This window comes from Treponema sp. R6D11 (assembly GCF_054786075.1).
The window spans coordinates 24,920-43,481 of record NZ_BDHD01000005.1; the positions used below are offsets into that span (position 1 = coordinate 24,920).

Genomic DNA, 18,562 nt, shown 5'->3' on the forward strand with positions numbered 1-18,562 from the left:
CCTACTTGACTGATTTTTATTGATTTTATATTCTATAATACATGGGAAATTCAGCAGGAAACACATTTTTTTCCACCCTGACAGTCAGATTAATCGTCGCTTTTACCATTTTAATCATAATTATGATAGGTATTGGTCTTGGTTTGTCGCTGGCGCTGACGGCAAATACAAAAAATCAGGAAAATTTCACTGAATTGGCTCCCGCGCTCCCAACTAAACTCTTGGACATTAACGATAATGTAATTACCGAATTTGCGTCCGATGAAAAACGAGAGATGGTCGCTTTAAGTGAGTTGCCTCGCCATCTTATTCACGCGGTTATTTCCCGCGAAGACCCTGACTTTTACAATCATCATGGTTTTAGTATTAAAGCCATTGTGCGTGCTTTGGTAGGGCAGATACTCCATAAAGGTTGGGGCGGCGGTTCTACAATTACCCAACAGGTAGCTGGTACATTATACTGTGACAGAAACGAACGCACCATAAAAAGAAAAATAAGAGAACTGTGGTGGGCTTTTCAGCTGGAAAGACGTTATACGAAAAACGAGATTTTGGAAATCTACCTTAATTATATGCCGATGGGTCCCGGTACTTACGGAGTAGAAACTGCAAGTAAATATTTCTTTAATCATAGCGCGCGGGAAGTTGATCTTGCCGAATCCGCCGTTTTAGCCGTACTGCTTTCCGGTCCCAGCCGTTTTGATCCGTTAAGAAATCCAAATCAGGCAAGAGACAGACAGCATTTTGTTCTTGAACGAATGATTCAATTCGGTTATGCCGACAAATACGAAGCGGAAGCGTCCTTTAACGCTTTTTGGGATAAATTTGATTATACAAAACCTGCCCTATCCGCGTACCTTACCCGCGAAGACAAAGCGCCGTGGTTCAGCGAATATGTGCGCAGAGAACTTGATGTATTGATGTATGGCACAAGGGATTATTACCGCGATGGTTATGTTGTGCATACAACATTGAATCTAGCGCATCAGCAGGCGGCGGATATTTATTTAGCCGAGGGTCTTGAAAAAGCAAATATTGAATACACGGCGTTAAACAAAAGAAGTAATATCTTTTCGGAGCGGGTTTATCTGCCTATAGTAGACCTTTTAACGCTTACTTTCGATCTTACGGATATTCGCATGGGTTCCGCAGGACAGAACGAGAGCAGGGCAATGTCGCGTTACACCAGAACAATTAACCCTGTAGTTGATATGGCGGCTTTGCTTTTTGGTCTTTCCGATTTAAAAAAGATGACCGAATCCGGTTTTGAACAGCTTAAAACAAATATAGAAGAAAATGTCGTAGAAGGCGCTCTTATTACAATAGAAAATGAAACAGGTTATATCACCGCAATCGGCGGATCAAAATATGATGAATCAAATCAGCTTATACGAGCGACACAGGCAAGCGTTACGCCCGGCTCTTCATATAAACCGTTGTATTATTCAGCGGCGATAGACAGCAAACTGTTTACAGCCGCATCGTTAATTTATGACGCGCCTATGGCGTTTCATAACGAAGACGGTACTCCTTATGTTCCGAATAATTACGGCGGAAAATGGAGAGGACCTTTGCTGCTTTATACGGCGCTTGCGTTATCGCTAAATATTCCTGCGTTAAAAGTTTTGGAAACTATCGGCTTTGATGCCGCTATTAACAGATCAGCGGCGTTATTGGACATTACAGATCCAAACCAAATACGACGCACTTTCCCGCGTTATTATCCAATGGGATTGGGAATAATTTCCGTTTCGCCGTTACAGATGGCAAGGGCATTCTCTGTTTTTGCAAACCAGGGGCGTAGTGTCACTCCAATAGCAATTCGCACTGTAGAAGATCGTAACGGCAGAGTTGTATTTGATATTGAAAGAGATGTTCGCCAAAAACAGCGACGGCTGCCGAATAACGGGCAGGTTGTCAGTCCGCAAAACGCCTATGTTATGACAAGATTAATGGAGTTTGTTGTTACGGGCGGCACTCTTGCTTATGGAACAAGCGCGGGAACAAAATTAACATACAAGGACAGCGAAGGAAAAACATTTAAGATGCCTCTTGCCGGAAAATCGGGAACTACGCAAAACTGGTCAGACGCATGGGTAGTTGGGTACACTCCTTATTATACAACGGCAATGTGGTATGGCTTTGACAAACCCGGTAACTCATTGGGTATTTCGCAAACTGGTGAAATGCTGACATCTCCTCTTTGGGGTAACTATATGCGTGATATTCATAATGGGCTTCCGCAAAAGAGTTTCCCGCGCCCGTCTGGAGTTGCAGACGTAGCGGTTTGTAGAGGGTCGGGGCTTTTAATGACAGATGCATGCACACAAGGAGCGGTTTATCTTCCTTTCCTTGAAGGAACAGTTCCTTCCCGTTACTGTGATTTACATGGAGGCGGTGGAACAGGCGCAGGACAAAGAACAACTATCCCTTCTACAACTACGCCGCTTAACAGCGTTATAGATCCTTCCGTATTAGACGAAATTCCAAGACCAAAATTGCAGTTAGATTTATTCCCTGAATTGCAGAACAATAATCAACCAAAACAAAACCAGAATAACAGGAATCAGTCCAGAAATAATTCCCGCAATAACAGAAACGGGCAGAACGCAATTCCCGATTCTGCCGTAATATTTGACCCGACAAAAGAAAAGAAAGAAGAAGACGACGACGATTATTTGCCCGCTTGGGATCAGGTAGATTAAAAAATTGACAACATCGTAATATTGTTCTCATAATATAATAATGAATGCTTTTATTCTTGTAATATTGATTTTGGGTTACAGTATTTGCCTTACCCATATTACATTGTTTGCTGGAATATATATAAAACATAAAAACAAGATAGAGTTGTACTATTTAATAGTATTATCTAATATTTTTTTGTTAGCGGTTATCGTTATGCTGTTGTTTGTTTTTAGTATGAATTATGTTATTCCTATATTGGTAAATATTTTATTTTCATTGTATATTACCGTTCCTTTGTACAGTTATAATTTATTTGATGTTGACAAAAAATATTATAAGAATATACCCATACTGGTTATAATAGAAGCGGTAATTGAAAATATTTTGCTTGCACATAACATTTTAGGCGCTTTATATGTTCTTAAAATAATTTTCTTTGTATTGCTAACAATACCCATCTTTATAGCTAAGAAAGAATTTGAAAAATATTCATTGGAATGGAGTATGCAAAAAGCAACCAAAATTGTCATTGTAATATTCATTCCGTTTACGATTTTGTTTGTTCCACTCTCTCCGCTGATTTTCAAAATCTCTTATGTATCTTCTCTGTTTTGGGCTGTCTCCACCTTGTTTTTTCAAATACCAGGGTTGGTATATTGCAGACAGTATCTCTTAAACAAATATATCAATGTTACAAAAACGGGATTATTGTCATTAACAAAAAGAGAAAATGAAGTTGCCTTGGAAATTTGTAATGGGCTTAAATACGAAGAAATTGCCGATAAATTATTTGTTACGCTTTCGGCTATAAAAAAGCATACCTATTCCATATACAGAAAATTGGGAATAAAAAATAACCGTGAATTATTGCATATATTCATGGAAGCTGAAAAAATGTCGCCTAAATAAGGCTATTTCAAAAAAAAGTATACTTTTTCTTACTTGTTTTTTTACAATTTCCGCTCAAAAATAATAATGGAGGTTTTTATGAAAAAGATTTCAAGAATCATAGCTATGATTTTGGTTTTGGTAATGCTTGCTTGCAGTTTTACAAGCTGTTTGTCGTGGTGGCTTATAACGGGTGAACCGCTTAATTTAGATGGTGCTGGTGATGGAGCGATTATATTTATTTTCCTTCCGGTAATAGACGTTGTTCTTCTTCCTATAACACTGACAGTCTTTATTGTGAGAAAAGGGATAGAGGCTGCAAGAAATAATCGAGGGAAAAAATGGGACGGCATTGACACTTTTTCGGCGACAGTCAAAACCTTACCTAATGCGGAATTTAATTCTATAATTCAAAAATTTGATTATTTGCCAGAATCGGAAATTGATGATTTGGCGTACAAATTTTATTCCTTACCCGAATCGGAACTTGATGCTTATTCGCAAACATTGAACGCTTTCTCCGAAGAAGAAATTGCCGCAATGACTGAGGCTATTAACTATTTACCCAAAGGCAAATTTATATCTTTAATGGAAACATTAAACTCCATGTCAGAAGAAAAACTTATTTCCACAATGAAAAGATTACAGCTCGTTAAGTATCGGTATCAAAATAGGAGGGTAGAACAATGAAAAGTAAAAATATTTTATGGCTTTTTTTGACCATTGTAATGCTTTGTTTTGCGGGTTGCTTTTCTTCTGGAACAAAACAACCCGATCCTATTCCTGTTCGCTACTCATTTGCGGAAAGCGGAGAAAAGGCGGTCCCAATAACATTTATTCAAGGGAATAAAGTGGGAGTAATGCTTGTTGATTGCAACGGAGTTCCAAGACCAACTCCATCGCCGGGAACATATTGGGAACGTGATAGTTTATTCCCTGTCGGAAAACCGTTAGATTTAAGAGTCTATGTATATTGGAATGAAAATCGTTTTGGTGAAAGAAGAAAGGGTATATTCAAATGTCCGCCGTTGGAAGCAGGCAGGGAATATAAGTTATGGTTTACAGGCAACTCAAAAGGCGGTAAACTTATTTTGACATATTCAAATGTTGCCTCCGTTAATGGAACCTCGAAAGCTGATATAGTCTACGAACAGGCAGTTCCACCGCCGCCTAAGTAAGAGCGGCAATAGCGGTTTATTGACATTTCTCCCATATTTTAGTACATTTATTGCAGGCGCCGTACCCAAGCGGTAAGGGAGCGGTCTGCAAAACCGTTATGCATCGGTTCGATTCCGATCGGCGCCTTTTAATATGGACGATACACACTCATATTATTTAATTCTTGGAATCTCTCTTTTTGCGCTGTTGCTTCTTTCTATGTTTTTTTCGGCGTCCGAAATGGCTTATTCGGCGTTAAACCGTATTAAGCTTAAAAGTCTTGCCGAAAAAAGCAAACGGGCGCGTCTTGCGCTTAAACTACTGGAGGCTTATGACAAAATACTTTCTACAGTGTTAATCGGGAATAATATCGTAAATATCACAGCGTCCGCGCTTGCCACGGCTTTTTTTATTGGAATGTTTGGAGAAGCGCGAGGAGTAAGCATTGCCACCGCAACTATGACGATTCTTGTTTTGCTTTTTGGCGATATTTCCCCAAAAACACTGGCAAAGGAGACTCCGGAATTAACCGCCCTTAGAAACGCTCCGCTTTTACGTTGTTTTATTTTTATTTTAACGCCTGTAAACGCGCTTGTCGGTTTATGGAAAAAATTTCTTTTATTAATTTTCCCCGTAAAGATGAATCGTTCAACAACAGAAGACGAGCTTTTGACGTATGTAGAAGAAGTAAGGCAGGAAGGGGCGATTAATATTCATGAAGAACAGATGATCCGTCAGGTTATCGAATTTGATGATTTAACAGTTTCGGATATTTTTACTCCGCGTATAGATGTACAGGCGGTTTCTGTTACCTCCACTGTAGAAGAAATTGACCGTAAATTTACCGAAACAGGCTTTTCGCGTCTTCCTGTTTTTGAAAATACAATAGACGATATAAAAGGAATTATTATATTAAAAGATTTTTATCACGAAGTTATGAATGGACATAAAACACCGACGGAAATTATCAAGCCTGTTGCTTTTATTGCAAAAACAATAAAGATAAGAAAACTTTTAAAGACAATGCAGACAAAACAGACGCACATGGCGATAATTGTCGATGAATATGGCGGTACTTTGGGAATTGTTACAATAGAGGATATTGTAGAAGAATTGGTAGGTGAAATTTGGGACGAGCATGAAGAAGTGGTAGAGCCAGTTAAAAAAGAAAGCGATGGCAGCTTTACGGTATTGGGGAGCGTAAGTTTTAAAGATATGCTGGAAGTAGTTGCTACGGATATTGAAAATGAAGATGAGATACCCGACACAACAATAGCAAACTGGATTTTTGAAAATCTTGGGAGATTGCCTCAAATTAACGAAATTCTCACATGGCGGCATTTGACAATAAAGGTTTTAAAGGTTATAAAACAAAGAGTAATGGAAGTAAAAGTTACTGTAACAGCGCGTTGAGTAATAAAAAATATTTAGGAGGAAAGTTTTATGAAAAAAAGATGGTATTTTTTTCTATTTGCCTTTTTAATTACAGGCATTTTGTATGCAGCGCCTATTCAAGATGGTTCAAGCAGCACAGGCAAAAATGGGGAGTTGGTTCTGCTTCACTCCAATGATTTCCATGGGGCGTTAATGTCGAGCGACGGACGATCAGTCATCGGAGAGATGGCGACCTTTGTTAAGGTTGTAAGGGCTGTTAATCCGCAGGTTCTTCTTGTTGACTCGGGAGATTTTAATACGGGCAGCGCTCTTTCAAATATGTTTGACGCAGAGCCGGGTATTCGCGCGTATAACATAATAGGTTACGACGCCGTTACTTTCGGTAATCATGAATTTGACGGCAATATGGAAAAACTTGAAAAGCAAATCGCTCTTGCGGATTTTCCCTTTGTTTCATCAAATGTAAAAAAGGCAGACGGTTCATATCTTGGCGGCAACAGGTATCTTGTAAAACAGTACAATAATTTTACCGTTGGCATATTCGGTATTACAACTTTGCGCACGCTCACTATCGCAAGTCCCGATAAATCCCTTGTGTTTGTAAATGAAATTGAAGCCGCTCGCGAAGTGGTGGATATTTTGCGTAACCAAGAAAAAGTTGACATTATAATCGGCTTAACCCACATGGGCGACGTAAAAGAAGCTGTAGATCATATAACATCTATAGAATTAGCGTCGGCAGTTGAGGGGATAGATATTCTGGTAGACGCCCATTCTCATTCTTATTTTGAAATTCCAAAAAGGGTAGGGAACACATGGATAGTATCCGCAAATGAAATGGGAAAATACATGGGTTTTGGAAGGCTCATTATACAGAACGGAAAACTTGCCGATTTTGACTGGGTATCCATCGCCGTAAGACCTGATGTCGATATTGATGAAATGCTTAAACCTTATATCGAAAAAGCGGGAAAAGTTTTAAAAGAAGAAATAGGAGAAGCGTCAGATGACTTCATCTTTGGAAATCGCTTAACGCGGTATCAGGAGACGGCGTTAGGCAATATGATTACCGACGCTAATGTCTGGTATTTGCGAAATGTAAGTAAGCAACAGGTTGATTTTGCGTTCCATAACGGCGGAAATATGCGAGCGGAACTTAAAAAAGGACCGATAACGCAGGAAAATATTTTAACAGTGCTTCCCTTTGAAAACTATCTTTTTGTAGCATCAATGACAGGTTCGCAAATTATTAAATTGTTTGACTTTATCGCGACAATTCCGCAAGGAAACGGAGGGTTTCCGCAGTTCTCAAGCGATGTGCGCTATACAATCGATAAAACTTCAGTTAACAGCGTAATTAAAGATTTAACTATCGGTGGCAAGCCGGTTGATCCTGACCGAGTGTACCGTTTTTGCACAAACGATTATATTCTGGGCGGGGGCGATGGTTATACTCCGATGTTAGACGCTACAGATAAATTAAATACTTCGATATTACTTTCTTATGTTGTAACAGAATACATCAAGGCGAATAAAACAATAAAACCCGTAACAGACGGAAGACTGATAATTTTAGGCGGGGTTAAAAACAACTAAAAACTGATTTTTTTAGTTGTATCAGTAAATTGTAGTGCCGGTAAAATCTTCATCATTAAGAATGTTTCTTAAGTTGTCAAGATTTTTACCGGCGGCGCAAATAACTTTTAACCCTATCTTTTCCGCATGACGGCTGGCGACAGGGTCAAAGGGAACATTTTTTCCGGGAACCCATTCGTCGCCGACCATGGCGCGAAAATCAGCCCATGTAATTTTGTCGATAGGGCGCGCGTTTTTGTCTGTCTTTGGGTCAGCCGTGTAAACTTTTTCTATATTTGAAAGATTTATCAGCATTTGCGCGCCAAAGCGTTCAGCTAACAAAACGGCGTCGTAATCCGTAGAAAAGCCGGGTTTCCAACCGGCGGCTACAAGCACTTTGCTTGTTAAAGGGTCAACTTCGCTTGGGTTTGTAACAACTTCCTGAGCGCACCATTCCCCCATAATCGCTTTTATCAACTGCGCGTTTAGTCTTGTTGCCATAATTCCAATCCAGTCGGCATCTTCGTTCTTTATGTTGCCCGTCGCAACTTCGCGAAAAGCGTTTTGCCATATCCGCGCAGGACCGCCGCCGCCCACAACAAAAATAAAGCGCCTGTTAGAATCCGTTTCTATAAATGAGCGGATAACGGCTACAAAGTTTTTTAAAAACTCTACATCAACTTCTTTTGGCGCGACAATTGAGCCGCCTAACGAAATAACAGTTACCATAATTCACCTCTTACTGAATATAAATACCGCTGATTGTAATATCTCCCCAAAGGCTGGAATACGATTCAAGTCCGCCTGCGGATTCTTCCCAAACATTTTGCAGCGAATATGACTGCGGACGCGAAACAAGTCTGCCGCGATTTTCAATTTGCGAAAGGATAAGCTCTCCTCTGGAAAACGCTATACGCTGATTATCTAAATTACCAAAGTAAAAATTTACAAAGTCTTTTTCTGTTTCATCAAATTGCCTATTTGTGTTGTCTGTGATCTTAACCGCTCCCGCGCCCATAACGGGATCAACAGGAATCCAGCCGAAACCGTCTATCCAGAATTCTGCCCAGTAATGTCGCAATGTATGTCCGTTTTGATTTATTAAAACTCCGGCGACAGGAATACACGGAACGCCTGCGGCGCGGGTCATTGCGGTGTACAGCAAGGCGGCGGCGTAAGAATCGCCGCGTTTGCGTTCAAGCGCGTCAACAATACTTTTTGTACTTGTAGAATTTGAAATCTGTATATTGTTTATTATCCAGTCATATATGACTTTTGCTTTGAAGTACGGATTTTGTTCTCTGTTTATAATTGAATTAACCGCCGCCTTTATTTGTTGGCTATCGCTTGGAATTAAGCTAGAATTTTTAGTATAAGCCGAAGAAAGCTCTGTCGATTCCTGTTTTATGGAAAGAGGTTTTATTTCTACTCCTACGGAATAAACTTCTACGCGGTATGAAAGATTGATAGATTGACTTGTCCCTGCTAAAAGATTTTCCAATTTATAAAGACTTACCCCCTTGTAATTTTCCATAAATGGTTCAATAGTGCGCGAAACAAGAGTAACATTTCTTTGAGAAGGAGCATTTACCGGTTTTGGTATCCACAGATAAAGCATATTAGGTCTTGAGGCGTCCGTTATTCTAATATCAACCGAGTATGTTACCGTGTAACTGCGTTTATCTTTTATGTTTTTAAAACCAGGTTTTCCGCTAACATCAAAAAAGAAACTGCGCGATTTGCCGTGAGGTGTTCTTACTTCAAAGTTTCCGCTAACGGCTCCGTCCGGCAGACGGACTCTTATCTCTCTTGCGCTCCAATGTTCATAACCCATTTCGGTTTCTGAAGCCTCGATAAATTCCGGCTCTCTTACGGCATAAGGATTAACCGCTCCCGATTCATAGTCCCACGAAAAGAAAACACCGGAGCCGGGCTCTTGCGAGGTTTCGCGCGATATGCCGAAATTATTTCCTATGATGGTTATAAGCGTACCCGTCGCGCCAATTTGCGGAATAACAGAGTTAATTTTTGGTTCAAGTCCCAATTCTTCGCCGTCAATCGGTCTTGGTACGGAAGCTGAATTGGAAAAAAGTACGCCGTTGCTTCTTTTTCCTTTTACGCGCACATAAACCAGTCCCGATTCGCCTAATTCAGGAATTCTTACAATGATTTGATTATCCTGCCATAAATAGTACGATGAATTTGTCGGCGAAATGCCCGCAATGGTTATGTAAGACTCGTCGCGTGATGCGCCAAAATTACTGCCCGTAAGAGTGATTATCTCTCCCATTCTGCCGAATTTTGGATCAATAGATGTTATAACTGGAGTTTTTGCGTCGCATGAAAAAAATATAAAAGATGATATCAATAAAAATAAAATTTGATATTTTATTTTTGTTAGCGGTTTTTTACGTTGGTTTGCGGCAAAATTATTTTTCATTTTCTGTAATAGCGGTCTCTTTATATGGTTTTACCGTCAGTTTTATTTCTAAAGATGAATTTAACTGCGATGATGTTCCAAGAGGGAAAAAATAAATAGGTTCGTTAAACTCCATGGGGATTGTTTGAATCGACGTATAATAACTTACGCCTTTTTCAGGATCGGTAATCCAAATCTGTCCCTGGGCGACCATTACACTTCCACTGCGGCGGATAAACGGAGTAAATTGCATTACTACAATAATATTTGAACCAACAAGACGAATGCCAACCGGAGTCCCAGGTATTGTTATTTTTTGATTGGATTCGTCCCAGATAACTTCTTCATTCTCCAATACTCTTGCGTCAATGTCTAAAACCAACGCCTGCCTTCTAAGTCCCGGCGTCATTCTTGTACTTGCCGGTTGAGGCTGGGCTTCAAGACAGACGGCTGTTGTAAATAAAAATAAAACGCTTAAAATGGAAAGATGGCGATTCATTTTACGGGTGTCTCCTTGAATAATCGGCGGCTCTGATTATTGCCGGTTCTCCGGCGCGGGAGAAGTTTCTGCTTTCAGGAAGCCGTAAAATAATTATATCGGAGCTGTCCGCGCCTAAATATTGAAGGACGCCGTTTAAATCCGTAGCTGCAGGTAAAATCTCGGGGATTTCTTCTTCCGCCGCTAGAATGATGTTTTCATTGGAGTTTGCTTTTTTACCGGCGAATCCGTTGTTTAAGATTTTTCCGCCGCCTGAGAGAAACATTGTAATAAGCGCGATAATAACTGCGGCGGCTGCGGCTGCGGGAATAGAAATGGAAATTCTGCGCCGCCATATTCTTGGATACGGCGTAAAGCGCCTTTTTGCCTCTATGTTACGCCAAATTTTTTCTTTTGATGATTGTATTTCCGATTCATTAATTTTTTTTGCGGAAGCGTCTTTGCTAAACATTTCGCGTATCTTTCTAAAGTTTTCAAATTTTTCCCTGCAAGCCGGACATTCCTTTAAATGGGCGTCCATTTTTTCTTTCCAAGGAGACGGAAGCTCTCCGTCAACATAAATTGATAAAAGTTGTGGATCAGGACACATTTTTACCGCCTTGTAAATTGTTATCTGCCTGCATTATTTCCGCAAGCCGTTCTCTGGCTCTAAATACCCGTACTTTTACATTTCCTTCGCTTATGCCAAGCGTTTTGCCAATCTCTTTATAATTCATTTCAGTATACTCTTTTAATATCAATACCATACGCAAATTCTCCGGCAGTTTTTCCAGCGCGCTTTTTACTTCTTCGCTAGCCTCTTTTTTTACAAGTAAACCCTCTCCGGTTTCCTCCTGCCTGTGGTCTTCGCGAAAGGCGCGTTGATACGCTTTTCGTTCCCTCTCTTTTCTTTTAGCGTAATTTAACGCTGCGTTTTTTACTACGCGAATCAGCCAATACTTTGCTTCGTCCTGACTAGGGAACACCATGTTTTTCTCGTATAAACGAAAAAAACTTTCCTGGCAAATGTCCTCCGCCGCTTCCCAACTGTTAGTAATCCGATAAGCAACCCTCAACAAAATATTAAATGCCGAATCATAAAGCCGTTGGAATTCAACTGTTGAATTCCACGACATTGTTTTGCCTTCACCGCTAGGAACGTCTGTCTGTACAGGGGTTGCGTCATTTTCCAATGGTTCCTCTTCTATATTAAACAATTTTTTTCCCTTTTTGTTACATGATTTCTTAGACAACCCGGTTGGTTGTCTAAAAAAACTTTATTTATTGGACGCGCCAAGTAGTACCAGCGGGTCCGTCTTCCAGAATTATACCCCGATTTTTGAGGTTTTGTCTTATGTTGTCCGCGGTGGCAAAATCCTTCGCTTTTTTGGCTTCCGCTCTTTTTACGATAAGCTCTTCAATTTCCCGCGCAAAAGCGTCGTCTCCGCCTTTACTGTCAGCGTTTTTTACGGCATCTTGCAGTCCAAGCCCTAAAACCCTGTCCATATCGTAAACTGCCGCAAGAGTTTCAGGTTCAGCCGCCCCTTCTTTCAATAAACCCCACAATTCCGCCAGTGCGCGGGGGGTATTTAAGTCGTCCTCAATGGCTTTGTTGAATTCTTCTATATACTTCGATGTTTTTTCCGTATCCGAGGCTGTTGGGCTGCCGCACTTAGCCGCCAAAGAGCGAACCTTGTCTACCAGCGATTTTCTGGCGTTTTTTGCGCCTTCCAAGCTTTCCATGGAAAACTGAAGTTGACTGCGGTAGTGTCCGCCAATCAGAAAATAGCGGTAATCCAGCGGATCATAGCCTTGATCTACAAGGGTTTGCAATGTGAGAAAACCGCCAGCCGATTTAGACATTTTTCCCTTGTTCAGGACTAGAAATTCATTGTGTAGCCAGTATTTTACCCACGGTTTTTTCCCTGTGGCGGCTTCGCTCTGAGCGATTTCATTTGTGTGGTGAATGGGTATATGGTCGATTCCTCCCGCGTGAATATCGAAGTTTTCGCCAAGGTATTTTATGCTCATCGCGGAACATTCGATATGCCAACCCGGGTATCCGCGCCCCCAAGGGCTGTCCCATACAAGAGCCTGATTTTCAAATTTACTTTTTGTAAACCAAAGCACAAAATCGCCCGCATTACGCTTGTTTTCGTCCTGTTCTATCCGCGCTCCCGCTTTTAAATCGTCCAACCGCAACAGCGCAAGTTCTCCGTAAGAGGGAAATTTTGAAATATCAAAATAAAGATTGCCCCCCGCAAAATAAGTAAAGCCGTTTTTTTCTATCCGTTGAATTAACGCAATCATTTCCGCAATATGCTCCGTTGCCTTGCAGACAATAGAAGGGCGCGTAATATTCATTCTTTGGGTATCGTGAAAAAACGCCTTTGTGTAAAAATCCGCTATTTCAAGAACGCTTTTGCCGCGCTCCTCCGCGCTTTTTACCATTTTATCTTCGCCGTCGTCCGCGTCATCGGTAAGGTGTCCGACATCGGTAATGTTCATTACATGGTTTACATCAAAACCAGCGCGGCGAAGAGAGCGGACTAGAGTATCGTGAAGCACGTATGCGCGTAAGTTGCCGATATGGGCGTAATTGTAAACAGTAGGACCGCAGCCGTAAAAGCCGACTTTTCCTTCTTGCAAGGGCTTAAATGGCTGTTTTTCGCGTCCAAGTGTGTTAAAAAAAATAAACGACATACTTATAGATTATGAAAAAATATTGAAAAAATCAACAGTATGTGTTTATATAAAATACCAAAAAACAAAAATTTTCATAAAAGGAGATAAATATGAAAAAATTTAAAATCACAATGATGACAATAATGGCAATTTTGTTTTCATGTGTGCTTCTGATGGGATGTATCAATGATAGTAGCGAAGATGATAATTCCACTTCCCAAAGTTCCGAGCATCCGGCTGTGGGACAAGTTTTAATTCTGCAGGCGTACGGCAATGCGGGCGACAGTTCTCCCAACGGCGTATCACATTCTTTTGTGGAATTGTACAATATTTCCGATAGCGCTATAGACCTAAGCGGAATTAGCCTGTATTTTGCCGATGGAACAAGCGGCATAGGCGTTACCCAAGACGGCAATTGGAAATCAATAGTCTTAACAGGAACAATACCCGCTAAAGGTTCATTCCTTGTATTGGGGAAAAAATATAACGATTTAACCAGTACCCGTTATATAATAGCAGATAATTACGGAGATATTAATGATGATACTTTGTCTTTAAGCAGAAGAGGCTTTAAAGTTGCAATTATCAATGGTACAACGCCAACAGTACAGAATCCTTTTGACTCAGCTAATGGAATACCTGTTTCCGGTTACATTGACATGGTAGGCGCTGTAAATGATCCTTCCGCAGCTACTCCTGATAATATATTCGGATACGAATTTGCGCCTGCTCGCTGTTCCGCGTCAGAGGCTGTCCGCCGTATAAATCTTATAGATACTGATGATAATTCTACAGATTTTGAAAGTATTCGATATGCTTCAGACGGTATTACCAATGAAGTGCTTGCAGTAAGAAAACCGCGAAAATCAAGCGATGGAACATGGGATCCGTTTGCAAGTCCACCTCCTCCTATACCGCCACCTGCGGCTACTGGAAACACGCTGTTAATTTTCCAAGCTTACGGAGGCGACAACGCCAACGGAGTAACGCACCACTTTGTAGAGTTGTATAACAACGGTTCTGCGTCGGTAGATTTAAGCGGCTATTCATTGCAATATGCTTCCGCCAGCGATGGTGATACCCCAGAAAGTGATTGGACGGTTATTAATCTAACTGGTTCAATCCCCGCTAAAACTTCGTATCTTATTTTGGGTAAGAAGAATAATGTTCAAACCCAGCGGATACAGATAGCGGACAGTTCAGGCGATATCAACAATAACGATTTTGTTTTAAGCAACAGAGGATTTAAATTGGCGCTTATCAACGGAACTACAAAGTTGACCGTCGCAAATCCCTACAATACCGATGGTAACTGGACAAGGGCGACAGGTTATGTTGATATGGTAGGTTGTTCAAATACTTTTGGTACAAATAAAATAACAGGTTACGAAGGACCTTCTAACGTTGCAACACTTCCGCGCAATTCTGCGCAAGAAGGCATAAGACGCGAAAACCTTACCGACACCGATAACAATAATACGGATTTTGTGAGCGTAAGGTATACTGCCGCCCGCAGTTCGCAATATCCACACGGAGTTGATGCGTACGAAATAGCTTTTTATACGCCTAAAAATGTCGCCGCAGGTACATGGGATCCTTCAACTCCTCCTGCACAGCCGCCAGCGACAGGAGGCTCAGAAAAGCTAATGATATTGCAGGCTAATACTTATGGTAATAACAACGGCGGGGCTGCCGGGTTTGCAAGATCTCTTGTAGAGTTGTACAACAATACCGATGTCGCAATTAACTTGACTACTGGTAATTATTATTTGTATATCGGCAATGCTTCTGCATGGGAAACTACCATAAAATTGGAAGGCTCAATCCCCGCTAAAGGTTCATTCCTTATTGTGGATAATACGGCAACAACATCTTCTAATACCAATAGTACACCCCGCGCCACTCTGCCAACAGCGGATCAAGAAGCTGCTTTTGTTATTAATAACACTAATTTCAAAATAGCCCTCATGGTCAACCTGAGTACTCTTTCCGTTAATAATCCATTTACAGAAGCAAGCCTAACAGCAAATTATGTTGATATGCTTGGCACTGGAAGTGCAAACGGTTTTGAAACAGCTGCAGCTGCGGCATCCAAACCGCAAGTCCCTCGTCGTATATCGCTTACAGATTCCGATAATAATAGCCTTGACTTTGCTCAGGCTGATTATCGCGGTCAAAGCGGAAATAATGGTATGGCAGATGCAGAATTGTACAAATTCTGGCCCAGAAATTCCGTAGCAGGCGCTTGGGATCCCATAACCGGTCTGCCGCGAATAGACCCAACAGTAGTACCTTAATAAATTTTAGGAGAATTATATGAAAAAGACTTTATTTAACCAAATTATCTGCCTCTTTTTGATCGCTCTTTGTTGCTTTTTTGCGTCTTGTCCTGAGACAAATGTGCCCGCTGACAATACAGACGATTCCGGTGGCGGTTACAATAATCCAAACGCAGGCGGGGTAAAAGAGCTTCACTTCTCTCATAACAGCGGTCTTTATAACCAGCAATTCAGCCTTGTAATATCAGCGGCTCAGGGAAGTTCTATCTATTACACAACAGACGGAAGCGTTCCCGCACCGAATAAAGCTGGTACTAATAGGTATAGCGCTCCCATTACTGTACAAAACCGTAATGGACAGGCGAATGTTTTGGCGGCAAATGCCGCAAAATTTTATATGGATCCCTCTGATCCGCGTGGGAGCGTGCCGCAAGTTTATACACCAAATGACGCACAAGTGCCAAAAGCTACGGTAATTCGCGCTATAGCGGTAAGTTCAAGCGGCGAAGTAAGCGGCGTTGCGACAAAAACATATTTTATTGGCAATAATTTGGCTGATTATGGGAATATTCGCGTTGTCTCTTTGGTTTCCGACCCCTATAATCTTGTAGATGAAAATTACGGCATCATGGTAAGAGGAAAATCAAGTAATAGATGGGATGGTACTAATATTTATAATTTTAGGCAGAAAGGAGAAGACTGGGAACGTCCGGCATATTTGGAAATTTTTGAAGGAAATAGCAGAAATATAGCGGCGCTTTCTACCGGAGTGGGTATCCGCGTTCGGGGCGGTTGGTCAAGGGGTATAGGGCAAAAAAGTTTTAGCGTGTACTTTAAAGAACAATACGGCATAAAAAACTTAAAAAATTATAACCTGATACCCAAAGATACAACGCTTGGTACAACAGGCGCGGTTAAAGCCGATGGTAAAACACCTGTAGACCAATATAAAGGCTTTATGCTCAGAAACGGCGCAAATGATTGTGAATATACAAAATTTTACGATGTATTTTTACAAGACTTGTTAAGCGACCGCAGTTTTTCCACGCAAGCCTCGGTTCCCTGCATTGTGTATCTGAATGGCGAATATTGGGGACCATATAACTTTCAGGAAAGACACAGCGACAATCAAACGGAATATAAATACGGCGTTGATAAAGACAATGTTATCTCCTACGATAACGGCGAATTAGACGACGGCAATCCCGGAGAAGAACCAGATTTTGAACAAATGATAACTATGGCAACCAATAACTACAGCGCATTTTGCGATATTTTTGACATTGATAACTTTGTTGATTATTGGGCGGCTGAAATTTACATTTACAATGAAGATTGGCCTCATAATAATTACCGAATGTGGAGGACGCGCACTGTAGATTCAGGTAACCTCAAATATGGCGACACAAAATGGCGTTATCAGATGTTTGATGTAGAATTTGCCTTGGGAATTTATAACAACGGCGAACTTACAGGGCAATCCGGTAGAAATGCTATTGCTGAAATTCTTGACGGAGACGATAGGAATCATCAAAACAACAGACTTTTCAAAGCATTATTGGCAAATCCTGATTTTTGCAAAAAATTTGTAAATACCATGCTGGATCTTTACAATGTAAACTTTCACCCCGATAATTATCTACCAAAATTGAATAATTATGCGATGGTATACAGACCGCTGATGACAGGTTATTTTTCCAGATGGGGCGGTTGGGATGGAATGTTTAATAATAAAGTAAATGACGCTAAAAATTACCTTAGCAACATACGAAGTGCTATGGTAAGTAACTATTTGCCGAATTATTTTGGTACTGGTTCTTCAGGAATAGCCAATATAGGTGTTACAAGCGGTAATTTGCGCGATGTTACCCTGTCTGTAGCAGGCGTATCCGGCGCGTCAATAAAAATTAATTCAGTAACTCCTAAACTTACTTCGGGAAGTTGGACAGGCAAATACTGCTCTACAATTCCCATTACCGTAACCGCAAGTGCTCCTCCAAACGGCTATGAATTTAACGGCTGGACGATAACAGGCGGTACTCCTACGACTTCTTTGGATCTTACAATTACCGTTAACATTACTGGAAACGCGCAAATTACGGCAAAATACAAGCAAATAGGGATTTCTGTTGTTCCTGTAACCGGTGTAAATTTGAATCAATCCAGTCTTAATCTTAAAATCGGGGACACAAGCACCCTTACTGCCACAGTTACCCCATCCAATGCTACATATAATACGGTAATATGGACTTCCAACGACTCCAGCGTAGCAAGTGTTAATAACGGAACAGTAACTGCCGTAAGTCCCGGTACTACAGTAATTAAAGCTTCTACAGTAGAAGGAATGAGCGCGACATGTACAGTAACTGTAAGACCTCCGACAGTATTGCTGGATTTAGCCGCAAGACTTCAGGAATTGTCAACTCAAACCATTGATACATGGGATAAATTTTATACTGCATTTAACGATTTACCTGTAAATCCCGGAGACGAAATTCCCAGTAAAGTGACTTACGAGATAATTAATGATTCCGGAGTTAACAAACTTAAAGTTAATGTATTTATAAATTGGGGAGCCGGTTTTATTGTTAACGATGGGATTACATTCCAAGCGGGCGATATAATTGAATTTAAAGGAAAAAAGATAAATGGACCCAGTCCAGAACTGTATGTCAACACAAATTGTTGGGATTGGGCGCCTCTTCAAAACTGGAACATACCATTATCTGATGGGGAAGCTTTTGACAAAACCTTTACCTTATCCGCAGGTGATGCGTCTACGATAAATGCAAACGCGGAGGTTTGCGACGGAGACGCCCTTGCTTTTAAGTCAAATGGAATAGCCCCTTATGATGGCAGTATTGTTTCCGTCGGCTCATTTGTCATAGAACAGATTAAAATTTCCAGAATAGAATAATCTTGCTTATTAACCAATTTAAGGGGGAACCGTCCGCAAGACGGTTCCCTTTTTTTGTGTTTTAAATCTATTCTCTCTTG

At 40.9% G+C, this 18,562-nt stretch carries 14 protein-coding genes and 1 tRNA gene; 9 read left to right on the forward strand and 6 right to left on the reverse strand.

What is annotated here, in order from left to right:
• The first annotated feature begins 41 nt into the window (after positions 1–41).
• From ACYVTD_RS01485 to ACYVTD_RS01515, 7 genes are all read left to right on the forward strand, one after another.
• Complete coding sequence (locus ACYVTD_RS01485) at positions 42–2,705, forward strand: penicillin-binding protein 1A (protein WP_461246007.1); 2,664 nt, start codon at positions 42–44, stop codon at positions 2,703–2,705.
• A gap of 40 nt (positions 2,706–2,745) precedes the next feature.
• Complete coding sequence (locus ACYVTD_RS01490) at positions 2,746–3,597, forward strand: helix-turn-helix domain-containing protein (protein ID WP_461246008.1); 852 nt, start codon at positions 2,746–2,748, stop codon at positions 3,595–3,597.
• A gap of 78 nt (positions 3,598–3,675) precedes the next feature.
• A complete protein-coding gene (locus ACYVTD_RS01495) occupies positions 3,676–4,266 on the forward strand; it encodes a hypothetical protein (RefSeq protein ID WP_461246009.1) in 591 nt (196 codons plus the stop codon).
• Positions 4,263–4,754 (forward strand): hypothetical protein, encoded by a 492-nt coding sequence (locus tag ACYVTD_RS01500; RefSeq protein WP_461246010.1) that lies wholly within the window; start codon positions 4,263–4,265, stop codon positions 4,752–4,754. Before ACYVTD_RS01495 ends, ACYVTD_RS01500 begins: the two co-directional genes overlap by 4 nt.
• A gap of 55 nt (positions 4,755–4,809) precedes the next feature.
• Positions 4,810–4,881: transfer RNA gene (locus tag ACYVTD_RS01505), tRNA-Cys, on the forward strand.
• Positions 4,882–4,887: 6 nt separating this feature from the next.
• The gene (locus tag ACYVTD_RS01510) at positions 4,888–6,147 is read left to right on the forward strand and encodes an HlyC/CorC family transporter (protein WP_461246011.1); all 1,260 of its coding nucleotides are present in this window, start codon (positions 4,888–4,890) and stop codon (positions 6,145–6,147) included.
• A gap of 30 nt (positions 6,148–6,177) precedes the next feature.
• Positions 6,178–7,725 carry a bifunctional metallophosphatase/5'-nucleotidase gene (locus tag ACYVTD_RS01515; protein WP_461246012.1) on the forward strand — a complete coding sequence of 516 codons (1,548 nt, stop codon included), beginning with the start codon at positions 6,178–6,180 and terminating at the stop codon, positions 7,723–7,725.
• A gap of 21 nt (positions 7,726–7,746) precedes the next feature.
• Here ACYVTD_RS01515 and pyrH read toward each other — a convergent pair whose 3' ends face one another.
• The 6 genes from pyrH to cysS form a co-directional block, all read right to left on the reverse strand.
• Positions 7,747–8,433 carry a UMP kinase gene (pyrH, locus tag ACYVTD_RS01520; protein WP_461246013.1) on the reverse strand — a complete coding sequence of 229 codons (687 nt, stop codon included), beginning with the start codon at positions 8,431–8,433 and terminating at the stop codon, positions 7,747–7,749.
• 10 nt (positions 8,434–8,443) lie between these two features.
• Positions 8,444–10,144 (reverse strand): transglutaminase domain-containing protein, encoded by a 1,701-nt coding sequence (locus ACYVTD_RS01525; RefSeq protein ID WP_461246014.1) that lies wholly within the window; start codon positions 10,142–10,144, stop codon positions 8,444–8,446.
• Positions 10,134–10,622 carry a hypothetical protein gene (locus tag ACYVTD_RS01530; protein WP_461246015.1) on the reverse strand — a complete coding sequence of 163 codons (489 nt, stop codon included), beginning with the start codon at positions 10,620–10,622 and terminating at the stop codon, positions 10,134–10,136. The genes ACYVTD_RS01525 and ACYVTD_RS01530 overlap by 11 nt, the downstream gene beginning before the upstream one ends.
• Position 10,623: 1 nt before the next feature.
• Complete coding sequence (locus tag ACYVTD_RS01535; protein ID WP_461246016.1) at positions 10,624–11,211, reverse strand: anti-sigma factor family protein; 588 nt, start codon at positions 11,209–11,211, stop codon at positions 10,624–10,626.
• Entirely contained in the window at positions 11,201–11,737 is a 537-nt protein-coding gene (locus ACYVTD_RS01540) for an RNA polymerase sigma factor (protein WP_461246020.1), read from the reverse strand. Before ACYVTD_RS01540 ends, ACYVTD_RS01535 begins: the two co-directional genes overlap by 11 nt.
• Positions 11,738–11,882: 145 nt before the next feature.
• The gene (cysS, locus tag ACYVTD_RS01545; protein ID WP_461246017.1) at positions 11,883–13,304 is read right to left on the reverse strand and encodes a cysteine--tRNA ligase; all 1,422 of its coding nucleotides are present in this window, start codon (positions 13,302–13,304) and stop codon (positions 11,883–11,885) included.
• A 92-nt stretch (positions 13,305–13,396) separates the two neighbouring features.
• On the opposite strand from cysS, the gene ACYVTD_RS01550 reads away from it, so the two are divergent.
• Together ACYVTD_RS01550 and ACYVTD_RS01555 are read left to right on the forward strand one after the other, a co-directional pair.
• A complete protein-coding gene (locus ACYVTD_RS01550) occupies positions 13,397–15,583 on the forward strand; it encodes a lamin tail domain-containing protein (RefSeq protein ID WP_461246018.1) in 2,187 nt (728 codons plus the stop codon).
• A gap of 19 nt (positions 15,584–15,602) precedes the next feature.
• A complete protein-coding gene (locus ACYVTD_RS01555; protein WP_461246019.1) occupies positions 15,603–18,482 on the forward strand; it encodes a CotH kinase family protein in 2,880 nt (959 codons plus the stop codon).
• Positions 18,483–18,562 lie beyond the last annotated feature (80 nt).

Bases quoted from the DNA above. Each gene is read 5' to 3' on its own strand.
- ACYVTD_RS01485 (WP_461246007.1), top strand. From the start codon at position 42: ATGGGAAATTCAGCAGGAAACACATTTTTTTCCACCCTGACAGTCAGA.
- ACYVTD_RS01490 (WP_461246008.1), top strand. From the start codon at position 2,746: ATGAATGCTTTTATTCTTGTAATATTGATTTTGGGTTACAGTATTTGC.
- ACYVTD_RS01495 (WP_461246009.1), top strand. From the start codon at position 3,676: ATGAAAAAGATTTCAAGAATCATAGCTATGATTTTGGTTTTGGTAATG.
- ACYVTD_RS01500 (WP_461246010.1), top strand. From the start codon at position 4,263: ATGAAAAGTAAAAATATTTTATGGCTTTTTTTGACCATTGTAATGCTT.
- ACYVTD_RS01510 (WP_461246011.1), top strand. From the start codon at position 4,888: ATGGACGATACACACTCATATTATTTAATTCTTGGAATCTCTCTTTTT.
- ACYVTD_RS01515 (WP_461246012.1), top strand. From the start codon at position 6,178: ATGAAAAAAAGATGGTATTTTTTTCTATTTGCCTTTTTAATTACAGGC.
- pyrH (WP_461246013.1), bottom strand. From the start codon at position 8,433: ATGGTAACTGTTATTTCGTTAGGCGGCTCAATTGTCGCGCCAAAAGAA.
- ACYVTD_RS01525 (WP_461246014.1), bottom strand. From the start codon at position 10,144: ATGAAAAATAATTTTGCCGCAAACCAACGTAAAAAACCGCTAACAAAA.
- ACYVTD_RS01530 (WP_461246015.1), bottom strand. From the start codon at position 10,622: ATGAATCGCCATCTTTCCATTTTAAGCGTTTTATTTTTATTTACAACA.
- ACYVTD_RS01535 (WP_461246016.1), bottom strand. From the start codon at position 11,211: ATGTGTCCTGATCCACAACTTTTATCAATTTATGTTGACGGAGAGCTT.
- ACYVTD_RS01540 (WP_461246020.1), bottom strand. From the start codon at position 11,737: ATGTCGTGGAATTCAACAGTTGAATTCCAACGGCTTTATGATTCGGCA.
- cysS (WP_461246017.1), bottom strand. From the start codon at position 13,304: ATGTCGTTTATTTTTTTTAACACACTTGGACGCGAAAAACAGCCATTT.
- ACYVTD_RS01550 (WP_461246018.1), top strand. From the start codon at position 13,397: ATGAAAAAATTTAAAATCACAATGATGACAATAATGGCAATTTTGTTT.
- ACYVTD_RS01555 (WP_461246019.1), top strand. From the start codon at position 15,603: ATGAAAAAGACTTTATTTAACCAAATTATCTGCCTCTTTTTGATCGCT.